Here is a 17717-nt window from a genome sequence, read left to right as displayed (position 1 = left end):
GATGAAGGGGCTGGTTGGGGAGAACCAGGCACATGGACGACGCGCGCAAGACGCCGACGGAAGCGGTGGCGGATACCCGCACCGCCCGCATCACCGGCGAGGAAGCGCTGGCGATGCATGCCGAGGGACGCCCCGGCAAGCTCGAGATCCGGCTAACCAAGCCACTCATCACCGCCCGAGACCTCAGCCTCGCCTACAGCCCGGGCGTCGCGGAGCCCTGCCTGCACATCCATCGCGACAGGAAGCTGGCCTATGACTACACGGCCAAGGGCAACTTCGTCGCCGTGGTGTCGAACGGCACGGCGGTGCTGGGCCTTGGCAATCTCGGCGCGCTGGCCTCCAAGCCCGTGATGGAAGGCAAGGCGGCGCTGTTCAAGCGCTTCGCCGACGTCGATTCCATCGATCTCTGCGTGGACACCGAGGACGTGGACGCCTTCGTCAACTCCGTCCGCTACCTCGGGCCGAGCTTCGGCGGCATCAACCTCGAGGACATCAAGGCGCCCGAGTGCTTCGTCATCGAGCAGCGCCTGCGCGAGCTCATGGACATACCCGTGTTCCATGACGACCAGCACGGCACGGCGATCGTCGCCGCGGCGGGGCTGATCAACGCGATCCACCTGACCGGGCGCGACATCAAGGAAACCAGGCTCGTCATCAACGGCGCCGGCGCGGCGTCCATCGCCTGCGCGGAACTCGTGAAGGCGATGGGCATGCGGCCTGACAACGTCATCCTCTGCGACACCAAGGGCGTGATCTGGCGCGGCCGCACCGAAGGCATGAACCAGTGGAAGTCGGCGCATGCGGCGAACACGCCGACGCGCAGCCTGACCCAGGCGCTGGAGGGTGCCGATGTCTTCTTCGGCCTGTCGGTCAAGGGCGCGCTGACGCAGGAGATGGTCCGCGCCATGGCGCCGAAGCCCATCATCTTCGCCATGGCCAACCCCGATCCCGAGATCACGCCCGACGAGGCGCGTGCCGTGCGGCCGGACTGCATCGTGGCGACGGGTCGCAGCGACTACCCAAACCAGGTCAACAACGTCCTCGGCTTCCCCTTCATCTTCCGCGGCGCGCTCGACGTGCGCGCCAGCACGATCAACGACGCGATGAAGGTCGCCGCTGCCGAGGCGCTGGCCATGCTGGCGCGCGAGGATGTGCCGGAGGAAGTCGCCGGCGCCGGCGCCGGCAAGTCCCTGCGCTTCGGGCCGGAATACATCATCCCCAACGCCTTCGATCCGCGGCTGATCTCCCGCGTCTCGCCGGCCGTCGCCAAGGCCGCGATGGACAGCGGCGTCGCGCGCAAGCCGATGGTCGACCTGCAGCGCTACGCCCGCGACCTGGCGAACCGGCTGGATGCGACGGTCGGCGCGCTGGAGGCGATCGCCGAGTCCGTCCGCAACAACCCGAAGCGCGTCGTCTTCGCTGAAGGCGAGGAGGAAAAGGTGATCCGCGCCGCGATCGCCTTCCGCAATGCGGGCTACGGCACGCCGGTGCTGGTGGGGCGGGAGGAACGCGTCAACGCGATCTGCGCCGCGCTCGGCATCCCGCTGCCCGACGGGATCGAGATCCGCAACGCCGCGGTGTCGGATGCCAACCGGCGCTACGCGGAGTTCCTCTATAACCGCAAGCAGCGCGATGGCTTCCTGCTGCGGGACTGCCAGCGTCTGGTGAACCAGGACCGCAACGTCTTCGCGGCCTGCATGGTCGCGACCGGCGATGCCGATGCGGTCGTGACCGGCACGACGCGGTCCTACTCCGTCGCGATGGAGGGGATCTCCATGGCGATCGACCCGATCCAGGGCCGGTCGATCTTCGGGCTCACCATCGTCGTCTCGCGCCGCGCGGGGACGGTGCTGGTCGCCGACACCGCCATTCATGAACGCCCCGACGCGGAGACGCTGGCGGCGATCGCGCGCGGGTCCGCCGCGGCGGCGCGCCGACTGGGGCTGGAGCCGCGCGTGGCCTTCCTCTCCTTCTCGACCTTCGGGGATCCCCGCGGCACCATCCCGGGCAGCATCCGCGAGGCCGTGAAGCTGCTGACGGAGCGCGGCGCGGATTTCGAGTTCGATGGCGAGATGTCGGCCGATGTCGCGCTCGATCCCGCGCTCCGCGCCGCGCTCTATCCCTTCTGCCGCCTGACCGGGCCGGCGAATGTCCTGATTATGCCGGGGCTGCACGCCGCGCATGTGCTGACCCGGGCGGTGCCGAAGCTGACCAGCGCGCAGGTCATCGGGCCGCTGCTGACGGGGCTGACGCATTCCGCGCAGATCGTCCCTATGCAGGCCGGCGTGAACCAGATCCTGGACGTCGCCTGCCTCGCGGCACATGCCGCGGCGACGAAGTGACGGACGCGCCGGCGGTCGCGACCGTCGGCTACGAGGGCGCGACGCCCGATCGGCTCGTCGCCGCGCTGAGGGAAGCGGGCGTGGCGACGCTGGTGGATGTCCGCGCCATCGCCAACAGCCGCCGCCCCGGCTTCGCCAAGCGCGCGCTGTCCGCGGCGATGGCCGATGCCGGGATCCGCTACGTGCATCTCCCCGCGCTCGGCACGCCGGCGGCGGGGCGCGAGGCCGCGCGTTCCGGCAAGCCTGAGGTCATGCGCCGCATCTTCGGCGCGCATCTCGCGGGGACGGAGGCGCAGGCCGCGCTGGCGGAGCTCGGCGACCGCGCGCGGCGCGAGCCGGTCTGCCTGCTCTGCCTCGAAGCGGATCCCCGCCACTGCCACCGCACCCTGGTGGCCGAGGCGCTCGGCCTGCCGATCCGGCACCTTTCCTTGTAACAAAGCGCGACAGCTCGCCTGTGCGGTTGCCCGACCCGTCCTGCGTCACATAGCGTCGCGACGCGCGGCGCCTGCCGCGGATCAGGGGGGTGCGCCATATGACCCGGTTGTCTCGTCGGTCCTTCAACCTGTTTGCGGCCTGCGCCTGCTTCGGCGGCACGCTGATGGCCGACGATCCCGTCGCCGCGCAGCAGGCGCCGCCGTTCCAGACGCGGGAGATCGCGCCGGGCGTCTTCCTGTTCCGCTACCAGGGCCATCAGTCGATCTTCGTGGTGACGCCGGACGGCGTGCTCGCGACCGACCCGATCGGGCAGCGCCGCCCGCAGGCCGTCACGACCTACATCGAGGAGATCCGGAAGGTCACGCAGGCGCCGATCCGGTACCTCGTCTACAGCCACGCGCATTTCGACCACATCGAGGGCGGCGCGCCCTTCAAGGCCGCGGGTGCGACCGTCGTCGCGCATCAGCGCGCGCGCGACCGGCTCGCCGCCTTTGGCAATCCGAACACGCCGGTGCCGGACGAGGTGGTCTCCGACGAAGGCCGCGTGATCGAAATGGGCGGCACGCGGATCGAGCTGCTCTATCTCGGCCGTAACCACTCCGACAATTCGCTGGTGATCCGCCTGCCGGCGCAGCGGCTGATCTTTGCGGTGGACTGGATGCCGGTGCAGGCCGTGCTGTTCCGGAACCTGCCGGACAGCTATCTGCCGGAATGGCAGCAGGGGCTCGATCGCGCGCTGGCGCTGGAATGGGACGTGCTGGTTCCCGGCCATCCCGGCCCCGGCGGGCGGCTCGGCACGAAGCAGGACGTGCAGAACCTCAAGCAGTATTTTGCCGACCTCGAGGCGGCGGCGAAGGAGATCTTCGCTCAGGGACGCTGCGGCAACGAACAGGCGCTGCGCGATACGCGGCTGGCCCGCTACGCCGACTGGGGCGGCTATGAGCAGTTCCTGCCGATGAACCTGGATCGCTTCTGCGGCCACCTCAACACCGCGAGCTGAGGCAGGCGGCAGGAAGGCCGCGTCAGCGCCCGCGCATGTAGCTGCGTTCCGGCCTGTAGCTGAGCCAGCGGCGCAGCGAGGAGATCAGGCCGGGAAGGCGGCGAAGGCTGGACATGGAACCGAACCGTCGGGCTGGGGTGCTGCAAGCCGTCCTGGCGGTCGGTCCGTCTCATGACCGACCGCGTGTCAATCTAAGCGCGACGTGTTGACGCCAGCTTGACGAAGGCAGGGCTAAACCAAGGCAGCAGCGCTCACCAAGTCGTGAGTTGTCATCCCGCCGCGACCACGATCAGCCCGATCGAGGTCGCGACATACTGGCGCGCCGACTTCTTGAGGTGCGGCGCATCCGGCACGGGCAGGCTGCCATCGGGCATGGAGAAGGGCGGCAGGTCCACGAAGCGGTCCAGCACGCCCTCGCCCGGCGAGAAATCCACCGGCAGCAGGCGATGGCCCGCGGCGGCCAGGCGCTCGCCCAGCGACTCGACGTGGCGGCGCTGATAGAGCACGGTCGGGCCGCGCGCGGTGGTGGGGCCCTGCGCCGCGACGTTGAACTCCGTGGTGTGCACGGCGACGCCGCCGGGCCGCAGGCACTCCATCGCCCGCAGCACGAAATCGGCGCCGCGGCCGAGCGTGCCCAGATGCTCCAGCGCACAGCCCGACCACAGGAAGTCGAAGCCGCGGAGATCGGCGGGGATCGCCGCCATGTCGGCGGGGCGGATGGCGACGCGGGCCTCGAAGACGTCCTGCGCGACGATGTTGGGCCAGCGCAGCGCCTCCGCCTCCGCGGCGTGCTGGGCGGCCTGGCGCCAGCGGCGGGCGCGGCGGTCGCGCGGCGGCAGGTCGGTCGCCACCACCTCGGCGCCGATGGCCGCGAGGAGGGAGGGCAGCGGCTCGCGCCCCACCGCGAAGCCGAGGCCGCGCCGCCCCGGCGCCAGCATTCCCTGTTCCCACAGCGCCTGGAGGATGAAGCATTCCTCCCAGACCTTGCGGTGATAGAGCGGGACCATCCCGGTGCGGCCGCACCAGTGGCGCAGCCAGGCGGCCTCGATGTCCTCCTGCCGGCAGAGCCGGCCACCGAGCCCGGCCTGCACCGGCGCCTCGACCGGCGGCGCGCCGGGTCCGGCGAGCCCCGTCTGGTAGGCCTGGCGCGCCAGCGCCGAGCCCATGACCTTGCTGTTCCACATGGCGTGGCGCAGCTCGGGCGGCAGGTCATCGCCGCTGCGCAGGCCCTGCGGGACCCGCTTCGCCTTGTTGACCAGCCAGGCGAGGGCGCGGCGCGGCAGCCCGCGCCGGTCCGGTGGGATCATCAGCCCTTCAGCTGTCGAGCCTGATGCCGAGGTCGCGGATCAGCGGCCGCCACAGCGCGTTCTCGCGCCCGACGAAGGCCTGGAACTCGGCCGGCGACCACGGCCGGTACTCGATGTCGAGGTCGCGCAGCCGGGGCGCGATCGCGTCCGACTGCATGGCGCGGATCATCTCCTCCGAAAGCCGGGCGATGACCGGGGCCGGTGTGCCGGTCGGCACGCTCATGCCCTGCCAGCCATAGGCGACGGCGTCGAAGCCGAGCTCCTTCGCGGTCGGGACATTGGGCGCGAGCCGCGTGCGGGCGTCGGTCAGCGCGACGAGCGTCCGCACCCGGTTGTCGCGGATGAAGGGCGTGCCGGTGGCGGTGTCTATGACAATGACGTCCACGTTGCCCGCCAGCAGGTCCTGCATCGCGGCCGGGCCGCCTCGGTAGGGCACGTGCTCGGCGGCGAGGCCCGAGCGGCGCTTCAGCAGCTCCATCGCGAGATGGTGGGGCGAGGCGACGGCCGGCGTGCCGTAGGTGGGAGCCCGCGAGCGCGACGCCGCGAGCAACTGCTGAAAATCCTGCCAGGGGCTCTCGTTGCGGGTGACGAGGTAGAGCGGGAAGAGGCCGATGAAGCCGACGCCGGCGAAGTCGCGGTCGGGGTCGTAGGGCAGGCGGGCGTAGAGCGCGGGATTGTAGGTCAGGATCCCGTTGTCCACGTGCATCCAGGTGTAGCCATCGGCCGGGCTGCGGGCCACGGCCTCCGACGCCACCACGGCGCCGCCGCCCGGACGGTTCTCCACTACCACGTTCTGGCCGAGCCGCGTCCCCATCTGGCCGCCGATCAGCCGCGCGAAGGTGTCGGAGGCGCCGCCGGGGGGATAGCCGACGATCCAGCGAATCGGGCGGTCGGGCCAGGCGGACTGGGCCTGGGCCTGAGCGGGGGCCCTGCCGGCCAGCCCCGCGGCGGCCACGGCGCCGCCCATCAGCTCTCGACGTCCGATCATCCAGCAATCCTCCTCATCTGCCCGGCATGGTGCGGCGAGCGGGCCACACGCGCCAGCCATGTGCGTCACGCCGGGCGGAGCCTGCAACAGTGTCTTGATCCTGCCACATCGTCGCATGAGATTCGCAGCATGCGCGCCCTGATCGGGATTTCCTGCTGCAACAAGGCGTTCGGCACCTTCGCCACGCCGAACCATGCGGCGTCCGACAGCTATGTCCGCTGCACCCTCGGCCCGATCGGCGGCGTGCCGATCCTGCTGCCCGCCTGTGGGGAGGCGCTGGCGCCGGAGATCCTGCCGCGGCTGGACGGGCTGGTGCTCACGGGCAGCCGATCCAACGTGCACCCCGATTATTATGAAGGTCCCGCGCATGCCACCGGCACGCCGGAGGATCCGGCCCGCGACGCCACGACCCTGCCGCTGATCCGCGCCGCCATCGCCGCCGGCCTGCCCGTGCTGGCAATCTGCCGCGGCTTCCAGGAACTGAACGTTGCGCTCGGCGGATCGCTGGACCAGCGGATCCAGGACCTGCCGGGGCGCATCGACCATTCGACACCTTCCGACCAGCGCCTGCCGCGGCTCCGTACCGGCAAGGCGCATCCCGTCCGAGTCGCCCCGGACGGCATGCTGGCGCGCATCTGGGACGAGGCGGGGCTGCGGTGGAAGCCGGAAGCGGTGCCGGTCAACTCGCTCCACAACCAGGGGGTCAAGCAGCTGGCGCCGCGCCTGGTCGCGGAGGCCTGGGCCCCCGACGGCACGATCGAGGCGGTGCGCATCCCCGATGCGCGGGGCTTCGTGCTCGGCGTACAATGGCACCCCGAATACGACTGGCAGACCGATCCGCTGAGCCGCGCGGTCTTCGAGGCATTCGGCGCCGCGGCGGCCGCCTGGTCGGCCGGCGAGCGCCCCGGCGAAGCCGCCCCGCGACTGGTCGCGGCGGCGTAACGGGCCTTCAACTACCCGCGACCTCGGCGTGATTCCGGGGATTCCACGACGTTGTGGCGCATTCGCCTTTTGCATGGTGGGCTGTGGACTTGCTACTCTTTGCGGGCCGGCCCTACTTGCCGGTGAGCGATCCGGTTCCCCTGCCGGCTCGCCCGACCATTCGGATCCGAAAAACGAAAGTAGCGCCCGGTCACCCCCCTGACCGGGCGTTTTTTCGTCCGGTGGCGCGATAGCCGGATCCGTCGCAGGCTGCGGCGATGAGCGAGACCGCAATGGCCTTCTACAAGGCAGGCCGCTTCGAGGATGCCGAGGCCGCCTTTGCCGAGGCGACCGCCGCCAATCCCCGCGATGCCGCGGCCTGGTCGGGCCTGGCGCATGCCGCGGCCGCGCGGCTGGAGCATGGCCGCGCCATCGAGGCCTTCCGCCGTGCCGTCACCCTCGGCGCCGACACGCCGGCGATCCGGGCGAACGCCGCACGCTCCCTTTTCGCGCTCGGCGAGGTCAGCCAGGCGATTCGCCAGAACGAGCGCGCACTGGCCGGCGCCGACGCCGAGGTCCGCGCCAAGGTGCTGACCAATGCGATGATCATGGCCCCCGCCGACCCCGCCGTGGACAACGCCGCCCTGCTGCGCGCCCGGCGGCGCTGGGCGCGGGCGGAGGCGGCGTCCATCCGCCCGCTGAACGCCCGGCCGGCGCGCGGGGCGAAGCTGCGGATCGGCTATGTCGGCGGCTTCTTCGGCGAGCGGAACTGGATGAAGATGTATGCGGGCGTGCTGAATGCGCATGACCGCGGCCGCTTCGAGATCACCCTGATCGCCGACGGCGCCATGCCGTCGCCCGAGGCCGGCTACCGCGAGCATGACGACGACCGCATCTGGGACGTGGAGGACGCCGACAACGCCGAGCTGGCGGGTCACATCGCGAAGGCGGGAATGGACGTTCTGGTGGACCTCAACGGCACCAGTCACATGGCGCGCTTCGCCCTGCCGCTGTACCGCGCCGCGCCGGTGCAGGTCGCCTGGAACGGCATGTACGGCACGACTGGGATGGACTGCATCGACGCCCTGATCGGCGATGCCTGGACGATCCCGGTGGAGGAGGAGCAATTCTGCAGCGAGCCCGTGCGGCGCGTCTCCTCGACCTACCTGCCCTTCCAGGTCTTCTACCCCACGCCGGACGTCGCGCCGCCGCCCTGCCTGGCGGCGGGGCACGTCACCTTCGGGAGCCTGGCCAGCGCCTACAAGCTGACCGACCCGACGATCGGCACCTGGGCCGCGGTGCTGCGGGCCTGCCCGGGATCGCGCCTGGTGCTGCGCAACCGCGCGATGGGCTACGGATCGAACCGCGACGCGGTGCTGGCGCGTTTCGCCGCGCAGGGAATCGAGGCAGCGCGACTGACGCTGCTCGGCGCCGCGCCGCATGACGAGTTCCTGCGGACCTACGACGCCATCGACATCGCGCTGGACAGCTTTCCCTACAGCGGCGGCACGACCACGGCCGAGGCGGTGTGGCAGGGCGTGCCGGTGCTGACGACGATGGGCGACCGCTGGGCCGCGCGGACCAGCCGATCGATCCTGATGGCAGCGGGCTTCCCCGACGACGTGGCGGCGGATGCCGACGCGCTGGTGGCGCGGGCGGTGGCGCTGGCCGCCGCGCCAGCGCTGCTGGCGGAACGCCGTGCGACGCAGCGCCGGAAGGTCGCGGCGAGCCCGGCCTGCGACCCGGCGGCGCTCTGCCGGGAGCTGGAGGCGATCTACGAGGAATTGGCCGCGCGGGCCTGAGGGATTGCGCCGCCGCGCGCGGCTTGTATGACGGCGCCATATTCCGGTTGAGGAGGCCGTCCATGTCCGACTTCGTCGTCGCACCGCCCGCGGTGCCCTACCTGCCCGTCAAGGGCGGCGCGAGGTTCCCGGTCCGCCGCATCTTCTGCGTCGGCCGCAACTACGCCGAGCATGCGATCGAGATGGGCTCCGACCCCACGCGCGAGCCGCCCTTCTACTTCGCGAAGCCCGCGGACAGCGTCGTCATCGACGGCGCGGACATGCCCTATCCCAGCCAGACGAAGAACCTGCACCACGAGATGGAGCTGGTCGTCGCCATCGGCACCGGCGGATCCGACATCGCGATCGGTGATGCTTTGAAGCATGTCTGGGGCTGGTGCGCGGGCCTCGACATGACGCGGCGCGACCTGCAGAACGACGCCAAGAAGACCGGCCGCCCCTGGGACATGGGCAAGGGCTTCGACCATTCCGCGCCGATGGGCCTGCTGGTGAAGCATGACGGGTCCTATGACGGCTCGAAAGGCAGGATCGAGCTCAGGGTGAACGGCGCGGTGAAGCAGGTCTCCGACCTGTCGAAGCTGATCTGGTCGGTGCCCGAGGTGATCGCGAACCTGTCGGGCCTGGTCCGACTGGAGCCCGGCGACCTCATCATGACGGGCACGCCGGAAGGCGTGGCGGCGGTGGTGAAGGGCGATGTCCTCGAAGGCTTCGTCGAGGGCGTGGGCGAGGTGAAGACGAAGATCGTCTGAGGGCGGCCTGCCCGTTTCGTGCCTTCTCCTCCCACCCCAGGACTTCCCTCCCCCGCTTGCGAGGGAGGGTCAGGTTGGGGGTGCGAGGATGAGGCAGCGCTGAACGAAGCACCCCGACCCGGCCTCCCCCGCTTGGGGGGGAGAAGAAGGGAAGCGGGGCAGGGAACTCAGTTGTTCCCCTTCCGCCACGCCTCGATCTGCGCCAGCACCGTCGCGAGGTCGCTGACATCCACGTATCGCCGCCCGATGTCGCGCAGGTTGTCGCGGTGCGGCTGTTCCTCGATGTCGCCGACGCAGTCCTCCGGCACGATCGTGCGGTAGCGGTGGCTGAAGCTGTCGATCGCGCTCGCGCGGATGCAGCCCGAGGTGTTGCACCCCGTGACGATCACGGTGTCCACGCGTTCCTTCGCGAAATAGTCGGCGACGCCGGTCTGAAAGAAGATGCTCGGCCCCTTCTTGCAGACCGCGAGGTCGTAGGATGGGTCGTACACGCGCGGGTCTATCGCCGCCGAGGGGTGATCGTGCAGGAAGGTCTCCCGCACGGCCGTGATCTTCCAGTACGGCATCTCGCGCTGGTTCATGTACGCGGTGTTGCAGGTCGCGACGGGGATATCGTGGCGGCGCGCGACCTCCAGCAGCGTCCGCGTGTTCTCGAAGGCGCGCATCACCAGCGGCGCGCCGCCGAGCGGATACTGCGGGTCGGTAAAGGCGAGCATGAAATCAACGACCACGATTCCGGGCTTGCGGCCGAAGCCGACCCCGATCTCCCCGTAGCTGCGTCGTGCGTAGTCGTCGGACATGCGCCGGTTCCTCCTGCCCTGCGCCGACGATCCCCGCGCAAGGGCGGCTTTGCAAGACCGGGCCGTGCGGGCAGATAGGGATGCCCCGTCACCGAGGATTCGGCCCTTGGCCCGCAAGCCCGCGCGCAAGCCCCTGCGCATCGCGACATGGAACATCAACTCCGTGCGGCTGCGCCTGCCGCTGGTGAAGGACCTCGTCGCGGCGCTCGATCCCGACGTGATCTGCCTGCAGGAGACGAAGTGCCCCGACGAGGTCTTTCCGCATGACGGCGTGGACACGCTGGGATTTCGGCACCGCGCCATACGCGGGATGAAGGGCTACAACGGCGTCGCGATCCTCTCGAAGCTGCCCTTCGCGCTGCGCGACGGGCGGGATCCCGACTGGTGCGGCAAGGGCGATTGCCGGCATGTCGCGGTGGAGCTCGACGCGCCGGGCGGCCCGATCGAGCTGCACGACTTCTACATCCCCGCAGGCGGCGACGTCCCCGACCGCGACGCCAATCCCAAGTTCGCCCACAAGCTGGACTTCGTGGCGGAGGCGACGGCCTGGTCCGCGCAGCGCCACAAGTCAGGCGGATTCAAGCGGGCCGTGCTGGTCGGCGACCTCAACATCGCGCCTCTCGAGCACGACGTCTGGTCGCACAAGCAGCTTCTCGACGTCGTCTCGCACACGCCGGTGGAGACCGAGGCGCTGACGGCGATGATGCGCGCCGGCGCCTGGTACGACGCGCTACGCCATTTCGTCCCGGAGGACCAGAAGCTCTACACCTGGTGGAGCTACCGGGCTTCCGACTGGCGGGCCTCCGACCGCGGGCGCCGGCTTGACCATGTGTGGGTCTCGCCGGACCTGGCGGGCGGCCTTCGCCGCCACGCCGTGCTGAAGGACGCCCGCGATTGGGAGAAGGCGTCCGACCACGTGCCCGTGATGGTGGAGCTGGAGCTTTAGCCTTTGGCGATATCGGCCGCGTGCGGGTCGTTCGCGACCTTGCGCAGCCTGAGGCCGAAGGCGACGAAGAGCCCGCCCATCATCAGCGCCTCGATCCCGATCACCCAGACCAGCACGATCGCGCCGATCATCGGCGCCGCCATCATGTAGATGCCGGCCAGCACCGCGATCAGGCCGAGCAGCCCGAGCGTCCAGCTGCCCGTGCGGAAGGCCAGCACCAGGCGCAGCACGCCTGTTACCGCCGCCCAGGCGCCGATGCAGATCACCAGCACCGCGGCCGACAGCCCCGGCGCCATCAGCACCAGGATGCCGAACAGGACCGAGGCGATGCCGTCCAGCGCCAGCCAGGTGCGTGAGCGATGCCGGCCGGAGGGATCGGGCTCCCCGCGCGCGGCGTGAACCAGCGACGCGACGCCGTCGAAGATCGCCCAGACCGCGATGAAGGTGAGGAAGACCAGGATGCCGGCCCCGGGGCTCAGCAGCACCATGAGCCCCAGCAGCATGCTGGCCACGCCGCGCAGCACGAAAAGCCACCAGCCCTGCGCCATGGCCCTGACCGCCGGGAAGCGCCCCATCGGCCCCGTGTCGTCCGTCGTGCCGCTCATGCCAGCCTCCTTGCCCCGTTGGATCCGTCCCGTATCTGGCCGCATTCCGTCGCGAGCCGCCAGGGGTTGCCGATCCCGGCCCTGTGTCCGATGTAGCGCCAAAACCTCGCGCCAGGAGAGAAGACCATGATCCGCCGCCGTAGCCTTGTCGCCGCGGGGCTCGCCCTGCCGGCCGTCGCACGGGCCCAGGCGCCTGCCTGGCCGCAGCGTCCGGTCCGCATCATCGTGCCTTTCGGCCTCGGCGGATCGGCCGACGTCGCGGCGCGCTTCCTGGCGGAGCCCCTGCAGGCCGCGCTCGGCCAGCCCTTCGTGATCGAGAACCGGCCCGGCGCCGGCGCGGTGATCGGCACGGACGCCGTCGCGAAGGCCGCCCCCGACGGCTATACGCTGCTGCTGATGTCCAACACGCACACCGCGAACGAGACGCTGCTGCCGAACCGGCCCTACCGGCTGATGACGGACCTGGCGCCGGTCGCCTCCATCAACGTCGCGCACCACGTCCTCGCGGTGCATCCCTCGATCCCGGCGCAGACCGTGCCGGAGTTGATCGCGCTGCTGAAGGCCAATCCCGGCAAGTACGACTACGCCTCGTCAGGCCCCGGCACGCCCTATCACGTCGCCGGCGAGGTCTTCCTGGCGATGGCCGGCGCCGAGGCGACGCATGTCCCCTTCCGCGGATCGAACGAGGCGCGCACCGCGCTGATCGCGGGCCAGGTGCCGATCATGTTCGACGCCATCCCGACGATGAAGGAGCAGATCGCCGCCGGCCGCGTGCGCGGCCTGGCCACGACGGGCCCGCAGCGCAGCCCGCTGATGCCGGAATTGCCGACGGTGGCCGAGACGCTGCCGGGCTATGAGGCCTCGATCTGGCTTGGCCTGATGGCGCCGGCGGCCACGCCCGTGCCGATCCGCGAGCGCGTCAACGCCGAGATCGCCCGCATCATGCAGCTGCCCGCGACGCGCGAGGCCCAGGCCCGCGCCGGCGCGCAGCCGATGGTGCTGACGATCGCGGAGTTCGACACCTTCCTGCGGCAGGACATCACGCGCCAGGCGGAATACATCCGCATGGCCCGCATGACCCCGTCGTAGCTTGCCGGCCTCCCCCCGCCAGGAGCCTCCCTCCCCCGCAGGCGGGGGAGGGATGGGGTGGGGGTGCTTCGTCCAGCGAGTCCCTTATCCTCGCACCCCCACCCTGACCCTCCCCCGCTCTCCGGGGAGGGAAGCCAGCGCGGAGACGCCGGTTGCCCTTCATCATCAACGGCACTGAAGTCACTCCCGACATCGATCCCGACGCGACCCTCCTCGCCGCGCTGCGCGGGCCGCTCGGGCTCTCGGGTCCTCGCTTCGGCTGCGGCGCGGAGCAATGCGGCGCCTGCGTCGTGCTGCTGGACGGCGCGCCGATCTTCGCGTGCAACACGCCCGTGACGGCAGCGAACGGCAAGCGCGTCGAGACCGTCGAGGGCCTCGGCACGCCCGACGCCCCGCATCCGCTGCAGCGGGCCTTTCTCGAGTTGCAGGCCGGGCAATGCGGCTACTGCCTGTCGGGCATCCTGATGGCGTCAGCTGCGCTGCTGCGGCGCGTCCCGCGCCCGACTGAGGCGCAGGTGAAGGAAGCGCTCGACCCGCATCTCTGCCGCTGCGGCGCGCAGAACCGGATCGTCCGCGCGGTTCTCCGCGCGGCAGAGCAGGGGGTCGCGGCATGAACCTGGCCTTCAAGGGACCGGTGGACGACGGCAGGCCGAAGTTGCCGGGAAGCCTGCATGTGAACCGCAGGCTCGATCGCTGGCTCGCCTTCGACGCGGCCGGCCATGTGACGATCAAACCGGGCAAGGTGGAGCTCGGCCAGGGCATCCTGACCGCGCTGGCGCAGATCAGCGCCGACGAGCTCGACGTCGCGCTGCACCGCATCCGCGTCCAGCCAGCGACGACGGAGGACAGCCCGGACGAGGCGGTGACCTCCGGCTCGCTCAGCGTCCAGGAAAGCGGCACGGCGTTGCGCCATGCCTGCGCGGATGCGCGGCGAATCGTGCTGTCCGTCGTCGCGCAGCGCAGCGGGGTGCCGATGGAGGACATCGCCGTGCGCGACGGCAATTTCGTCGCGCCGGACGGCCGCGTGCTGGGGTCCTACTGGTCGCTGGCCGATGCCGCACTGCTGGCCGTGGAAGCCTCGGCCGAGGCGAAGCCGAAGCCGGCGTCCGAAAGGCGTATCACGGGCACGCCGGCGCCGCGGCTCGACCTGCCGGACAAGGTCTTCGGCGCACCGCGCTACGTGCACGATTTGCGGCTGCCCGGCATGATGCACGCGCGGGTGGTGCGGCCGCCCTCGCGCCGCGCGACGCTGACGGCGCTGCGCGAGGGCGCGCTGCCGGGCGACGCGACCGTGCTGCGCGACGGCAACTTCCTCGCCGTCGTCTGCGCGCAGGAACACCACGCCGAGAAAGCAGCGGAGCGCGTGGCGCAGCGCGCGAGCTGGGACGAACGCGACACGCTGCCCGACGAGACCGCACTGGAATCCTGGCTCCGCAGCGCGCCGCGCGACAGCAGCGTCGTGACGGAACGAAGCGTGGAGACAGCAGCGCCGGCGCATCGCGTAGCCGGCACCTTCTTCCGCCCCTTCCTCGCACACGGCTCGATCGGGCCATCCTGCGCGATCGCGCGCTGGGACGGCGCGACGATGGAGATCTGGACCCACTCCCAGGGCATCTACAATCTCCGCACCGACCTCGCGAAGGCGCTGCGCATGCCGGAGGAAGCGATTCTCGTCCGCCATGTCGAGGGCGCGGGCTGCTACGGCCACAACGGGGCCGACGACGTGGCGCTTGACGCCGCGCTTGTCGCACGCGCGCATCCCGGCACGCCGATCCGCCTGATGTGGTCCCGCGCGGAGGAGCTGGGCTGGTCGCCCTTCTCGCCGGCGATGCTGGTGGAGATCGAGGCCGAGGCCGACGCGGACGGCACGCTACTGCGCTGGAAGCAGGAGATCACGTCGAACGGCCATTCCGGAAGGCCAGGGCGCGGCAAGGACCCGACGCTGCTGTCCGCATCCATGATCGCGGACGCCTTCCCGGTGCCACTGTCCATCAACCCCGGCATGGCCGGCGGCGGCGGCGCGCAGCGCAACGGCGTTCCGCCCTATCGCGTGCCGGCGCTGCATGTCGGCATGAACATCCTGCAGGAGATGCCGATCCGCGCGAGCGCGCTGCGTGGCCTCGGCGCGCTGGTGAATGTCTGGGCCATCGAATCCACGATGGACGAGATTGCGGCCGCCGCCGGCGAGGACCCGCTGGCGCATCGCCTGCGCCACCTGGATGACGCGCGCTCGCGCGACGTGCTGAACGCGGCGGCGCGCATGGCGGGGTGGGAGACGCGCGTGAAGCGGGAAGGCAGCGGCTTCGGTCTGGCGGTCTCGCGCTACAAGGGCACCGGCGCCTGGTGCGCGGCGGTCGCGGAAATCGAGGCGGCGGAGCGAATCGTCTGCCGGAAGCTCTGGCTTGCGGCCGATGTCGGCGAGGCCATCAATCCCAACGGCGTCGCCAACCAGGTCGAGGGCGGCGCGATCCAGGCGACGTCCATGTGCGTGATGGAGGCCGTGCGGCACGACACGCGCACCGTCACCTCGGACGCCTGGGAACGCTACCCCGTGCTGCGCTTCAGCGAGGTGCCGGCGGTCGAGATCGAGATCATCGCCCGGCCGGAGGCGCCGCCGCTGGGTGCGGGCGAATGCAGCCTCGGCCCCACGATCGCGGCGATCGCCAACGCCATCGCCGACGCGCTCGGCGTCCGCGTGCGACGCTGGCCCTTCACGCCCGAGAACATCGCGAAGGCCGTGTGATGCTCACCCTCGCCAGCACGCTCTCCGACCGCACACGCCCCCTCCATGACGGGCGCGTCAAGGTCGAGGGCTTCGACCTCTCCTTCGTCGCAAGCGAGCCCGAGGAGATGTTCCGCATCGCCATGCGGGAAGCACGCCACGACATCACGGAACTCTCGATGTCGAGCCACATCCTGTCGGTGGCGCGCGGCGACAGCCGCTACGTCGCGATCCCGGTCTGGCCGTCCCGCAGCTTCCGCCACAACGCGATCTATGTCCGCACGGATCGCGGGATCACCAAGCCGGAAGACCTCGCTGGCCGCACGATCGGCACGCCGGAATACCAGCAGACCGCCGGCGTCTGGATCCGCGGCATGCTGCGCGACCAGCATGGCGTGGACACAAGCGGGATCACCTGGATCTCGGGCAGCGAGCGCACCGCGATCAGCCTGCCGCCGGGCCACACGCTGCGCACGGTGCCGGCCGGCGACACGCTGGATGCGATGCTGTCGGAAGGACGCATCGACGGCTTCATCGGGCCGCGCCCGCCCGCCTGCTTCCTGGACCGCAGCGCGCCCGTCGCGCGGCTCTTCCCCGATCCGCGCGCCGCGGAGGAGGAATACCACCGCGCCACCGGCTTCTTCCCGATCATGCACTGCATCGCCATCCGCCGCGACGTCGCGGACGCGAACCCTGGCCTGGCGGCGGCGCTCTACAAGGCCTTCGCCGCCGCCAAGGCCAGCGCGCTGGCCGAGGCCGCGATGACCAACGTGCTGCGCGTCTCGCTCCCCTGGATCGCCTACGAGGTCGCGCGCCAGACCGAGATGATGGGCGGCGATCCCTGGCCCTATGGCTTCGCCAGGAACCGCGACGAGGTTGCCGCGATGTGCCGCTACGGTCATGAGGACGGGCTGGCCACGCGCATCGTCGCGCCGGAGGAGCTGTTCCACCCTTCCGTCCTGGCGACCTGAGCAACCCGTCGCGACGTCGGCCGTTTGGCCCGCGCCACAGAGACGGGAGGAGCGCGAATGAGCGCGCATGCGTCGCAGATCCGAGAGCACATGGACGTCGTCGGCAGCGACGGTGGCCATGTCGGCACGGTGGACAAGCTCGAAGGCGACCAGATCAAGCTGACGAAACGGGACGATCCCGACGGCTCCGGCCAGCATCACCACTACGTGCCGGTCAGCGCAGTGGATGCGGTGAACGACAACCAGGTGCGGCTCAACATGCCCGCCGACCGCGCGCGCGGCATGGCGACGGCGATGGGCGGCAGCGGGACGAAATCCTAGGCGAGCGCGCTGCGGATCCTCTCGGTCCGCAACTCTCCCTTCGCGCCCCAGCCCGTGGCGCCGTCCGGCACCTCCGGTCGGAACGCTTCGTAGAGCCGGAAGCCCACGCGGTTCAGCTCCTCCGGCGGCAGGCGCGCGGCCAGTACCTGCATCGCTGCGCGCACCTCGTCCAGATGCGCCCCGAAGGCGCGCTCGACATAGCAACGCACCGGCGCGGCCGGCGCCGGCGTGCCATCATGCGCCGCCAGCAGCGCCCCGCCTTCCTCGGCCACCGCAACCTCCCGGCCCAGCAGCCGCACGCTCCGCCGCGGCGCGATGTCGCGGTCGACGTGCTCGTGCTGCTCGGCCAGGCCGAGGCGCCGGGCCTTCGCCTGGGCGGCGGTGCCGGCCACGGCGCTGGCCAGGCTCAACGCCGTGTCCTCGGCGTATCCCAGTCGTTCCGCGACCACCGCGGCCCAGAGCGTCAGCACGGGCGCGCGATTGACGCGGATCGCGGTCACCGCCGCATCATGCCCTTGCGGATCTCCCGCTCCACCGCGGAGCGTTCCGAAGAGCCGATGCGGCGGATGATCTCCCGCACGATGGCGGGAGAGATGCGGTGCCGCTTCGCGAGGTAGGCGACTTCGTCTTCCAGGCGGGCGTCGTCCGCCGCCTGGTCGGGGGTCTTGTTCGTCTGTGCCATGATCATCCCGTCCGCAGCCCGCATGTCGGGCCAGCAT

18 protein-coding genes are annotated in these 17717 nt (G+C 70.8%); 12 read left to right on the top strand and 6 right to left on the bottom strand.

The window, feature by feature from the left end; all coding sequences use genetic code 11:
* Positions 1 to 32 precede the first annotated feature (32 nt).
* From ACLF3M_RS17260 to ACLF3M_RS17250, 3 genes are all read left to right on the top strand, one after another.
* The gene (locus ACLF3M_RS17260; protein WP_430658198.1) at positions 33 to 2342 is read left to right on the top strand and encodes an NADP-dependent malic enzyme; all 2310 of its coding nucleotides are present in this window, start codon (positions 33 to 35) and stop codon (positions 2340 to 2342) included.
* The gene (locus ACLF3M_RS17255) at positions 2339 to 2776 is read left to right on the top strand and encodes a DUF488 family protein (protein WP_430658197.1); all 438 of its coding nucleotides are present in this window, start codon (positions 2339 to 2341) and stop codon (positions 2774 to 2776) included. Before ACLF3M_RS17260 ends, ACLF3M_RS17255 begins: the two co-directional genes overlap by 4 nt.
* A 98-nt stretch (positions 2777 to 2874) precedes the next feature.
* A complete protein-coding gene (locus ACLF3M_RS17250) occupies positions 2875 to 3777 on the top strand; it encodes an MBL fold metallo-hydrolase (protein WP_430658196.1) in 903 nt (300 codons plus the stop codon).
* A gap of 269 nt (positions 3778 to 4046) precedes the next feature.
* Here ACLF3M_RS17250 and ACLF3M_RS17245 read toward each other — a convergent pair whose 3' ends face one another.
* Positions 4047 to 5084: a methyltransferase gene (locus tag ACLF3M_RS17245; RefSeq protein WP_430658195.1), complete on the bottom strand. Its 1038-nt coding sequence runs from the start codon at positions 5082 to 5084 to the stop codon at positions 4047 to 4049.
* Between the two features lie 7 nt (positions 5085 to 5091).
* A complete protein-coding gene (locus tag ACLF3M_RS17240) occupies positions 5092 to 6072 on the bottom strand; it encodes a Bug family tripartite tricarboxylate transporter substrate binding protein (RefSeq protein WP_430658194.1) in 981 nt (326 codons plus the stop codon).
* 129 nt (positions 6073 to 6201) lie between these two features.
* On the opposite strand from ACLF3M_RS17240, the gene ACLF3M_RS17235 reads away from it, so the two are divergent.
* The 3 genes from ACLF3M_RS17235 (at position 6202) to ACLF3M_RS17225 (ending at position 9544) form a co-directional block, all read left to right on the top strand.
* Positions 6202 to 7014 carry a gamma-glutamyl-gamma-aminobutyrate hydrolase family protein gene (locus tag ACLF3M_RS17235; protein ID WP_430658193.1) on the top strand — a complete coding sequence of 271 codons (813 nt, stop codon included), beginning with the start codon at positions 6202 to 6204 and terminating at the stop codon, positions 7012 to 7014.
* 257 nt (positions 7015 to 7271) lie between these two features.
* Positions 7272 to 8795, top strand: a complete 1524-nt coding sequence (locus tag ACLF3M_RS17230) for a tetratricopeptide repeat protein (RefSeq protein WP_430658192.1) — start codon at positions 7272 to 7274, stop codon at positions 8793 to 8795.
* 62 nt (positions 8796 to 8857) lie between these two features.
* Complete coding sequence (locus tag ACLF3M_RS17225) at positions 8858 to 9544, top strand: fumarylacetoacetate hydrolase family protein (protein ID WP_430658191.1); 687 nt, start codon at positions 8858 to 8860, stop codon at positions 9542 to 9544.
* A gap of 167 nt (positions 9545 to 9711) precedes the next feature.
* Here ACLF3M_RS17225 and ACLF3M_RS17220 read toward each other — a convergent pair whose 3' ends face one another.
* Entirely contained in the window at positions 9712 to 10344 is a 633-nt protein-coding gene (locus tag ACLF3M_RS17220; RefSeq protein WP_430658190.1) for an isochorismatase family protein, read from the bottom strand.
* Positions 10345 to 10450: 106 nt separating this feature from the next.
* On the opposite strand from ACLF3M_RS17220, the gene ACLF3M_RS17215 reads away from it, so the two are divergent.
* Complete coding sequence (locus tag ACLF3M_RS17215; RefSeq protein ID WP_430658189.1) at positions 10451 to 11290, top strand: exodeoxyribonuclease III; 840 nt, start codon at positions 10451 to 10453, stop codon at positions 11288 to 11290.
* On the opposite strand, the gene ACLF3M_RS17210 is transcribed toward ACLF3M_RS17215, so the two are convergent.
* On the bottom strand, positions 11287 to 11895 hold the full coding sequence (locus ACLF3M_RS17210) for an HdeD family acid-resistance protein (protein WP_430658188.1): 609 nt from the start codon (positions 11893 to 11895) through the stop codon (positions 11287 to 11289). The two genes, ACLF3M_RS17215 and ACLF3M_RS17210, sit on opposite strands and share 4 nt — an antisense overlap.
* Positions 11896 to 12021: 126 nt before the next feature.
* Between ACLF3M_RS17210 and ACLF3M_RS17205 the strand changes: the two genes are divergently transcribed.
* The 5 genes from ACLF3M_RS17205 to ACLF3M_RS17185 all read left to right on the top strand — a co-directional run bounded on the left by ACLF3M_RS17205 (position 12022) and on the right by ACLF3M_RS17185 (position 16998).
* Positions 12022 to 12984: a Bug family tripartite tricarboxylate transporter substrate binding protein gene (locus ACLF3M_RS17205; RefSeq protein WP_430658187.1), complete on the top strand. Its 963-nt coding sequence runs from the start codon at positions 12022 to 12024 to the stop codon at positions 12982 to 12984.
* 152 nt (positions 12985 to 13136) lie between these two features.
* Entirely contained in the window at positions 13137 to 13598 is a 462-nt protein-coding gene (locus ACLF3M_RS17200) for a (2Fe-2S)-binding protein (protein ID WP_430658186.1), read from the top strand.
* Complete coding sequence (locus tag ACLF3M_RS17195; protein ID WP_430658185.1) at positions 13595 to 15727, top strand: molybdopterin cofactor-binding domain-containing protein; 2133 nt, start codon at positions 13595 to 13597, stop codon at positions 15725 to 15727. Before ACLF3M_RS17200 ends, ACLF3M_RS17195 begins: the two co-directional genes overlap by 4 nt.
* Complete coding sequence (locus tag ACLF3M_RS17190) at positions 15727 to 16677, top strand: ABC transporter substrate-binding protein (RefSeq protein WP_430658184.1); 951 nt, start codon at positions 15727 to 15729, stop codon at positions 16675 to 16677. Before ACLF3M_RS17195 ends, ACLF3M_RS17190 begins: the two co-directional genes overlap by 1 nt.
* 57 nt (positions 16678 to 16734) lie before the next feature.
* On the top strand, positions 16735 to 16998 hold the full coding sequence (locus tag ACLF3M_RS17185) for a DUF2171 domain-containing protein (RefSeq protein WP_430658183.1): 264 nt from the start codon (positions 16735 to 16737) through the stop codon (positions 16996 to 16998).
* Here ACLF3M_RS17185 and ACLF3M_RS17180 read toward each other — a convergent pair.
* Positions 16995 to 17498, bottom strand: coding sequence for a hypothetical protein (locus tag ACLF3M_RS17180; RefSeq protein WP_430658182.1), 504 nt, complete (start codon positions 17496 to 17498; stop codon positions 16995 to 16997). The two genes, ACLF3M_RS17185 and ACLF3M_RS17180, sit on opposite strands and share 4 nt — an antisense overlap.
* Positions 17495 to 17680, bottom strand: coding sequence for a hypothetical protein (locus ACLF3M_RS17175; protein ID WP_430658181.1), 186 nt, complete (start codon positions 17678 to 17680; stop codon positions 17495 to 17497). The genes ACLF3M_RS17180 and ACLF3M_RS17175 overlap by 4 nt, the downstream gene beginning before the upstream one ends.
* Between the last annotated feature and the right edge of the window lie 37 nt (positions 17681 to 17717).

It is taken from the genome of Falsiroseomonas sp. HW251 (assembly GCF_050563545.1).
GTDB lineage: Bacteria > Pseudomonadota > Alphaproteobacteria > Acetobacterales > Acetobacteraceae > Falsiroseomonas.
The sequence above is the reverse complement of the archived record's forward strand: the minus strand, read 5'-3'. Positions and strand labels throughout refer to the sequence as shown.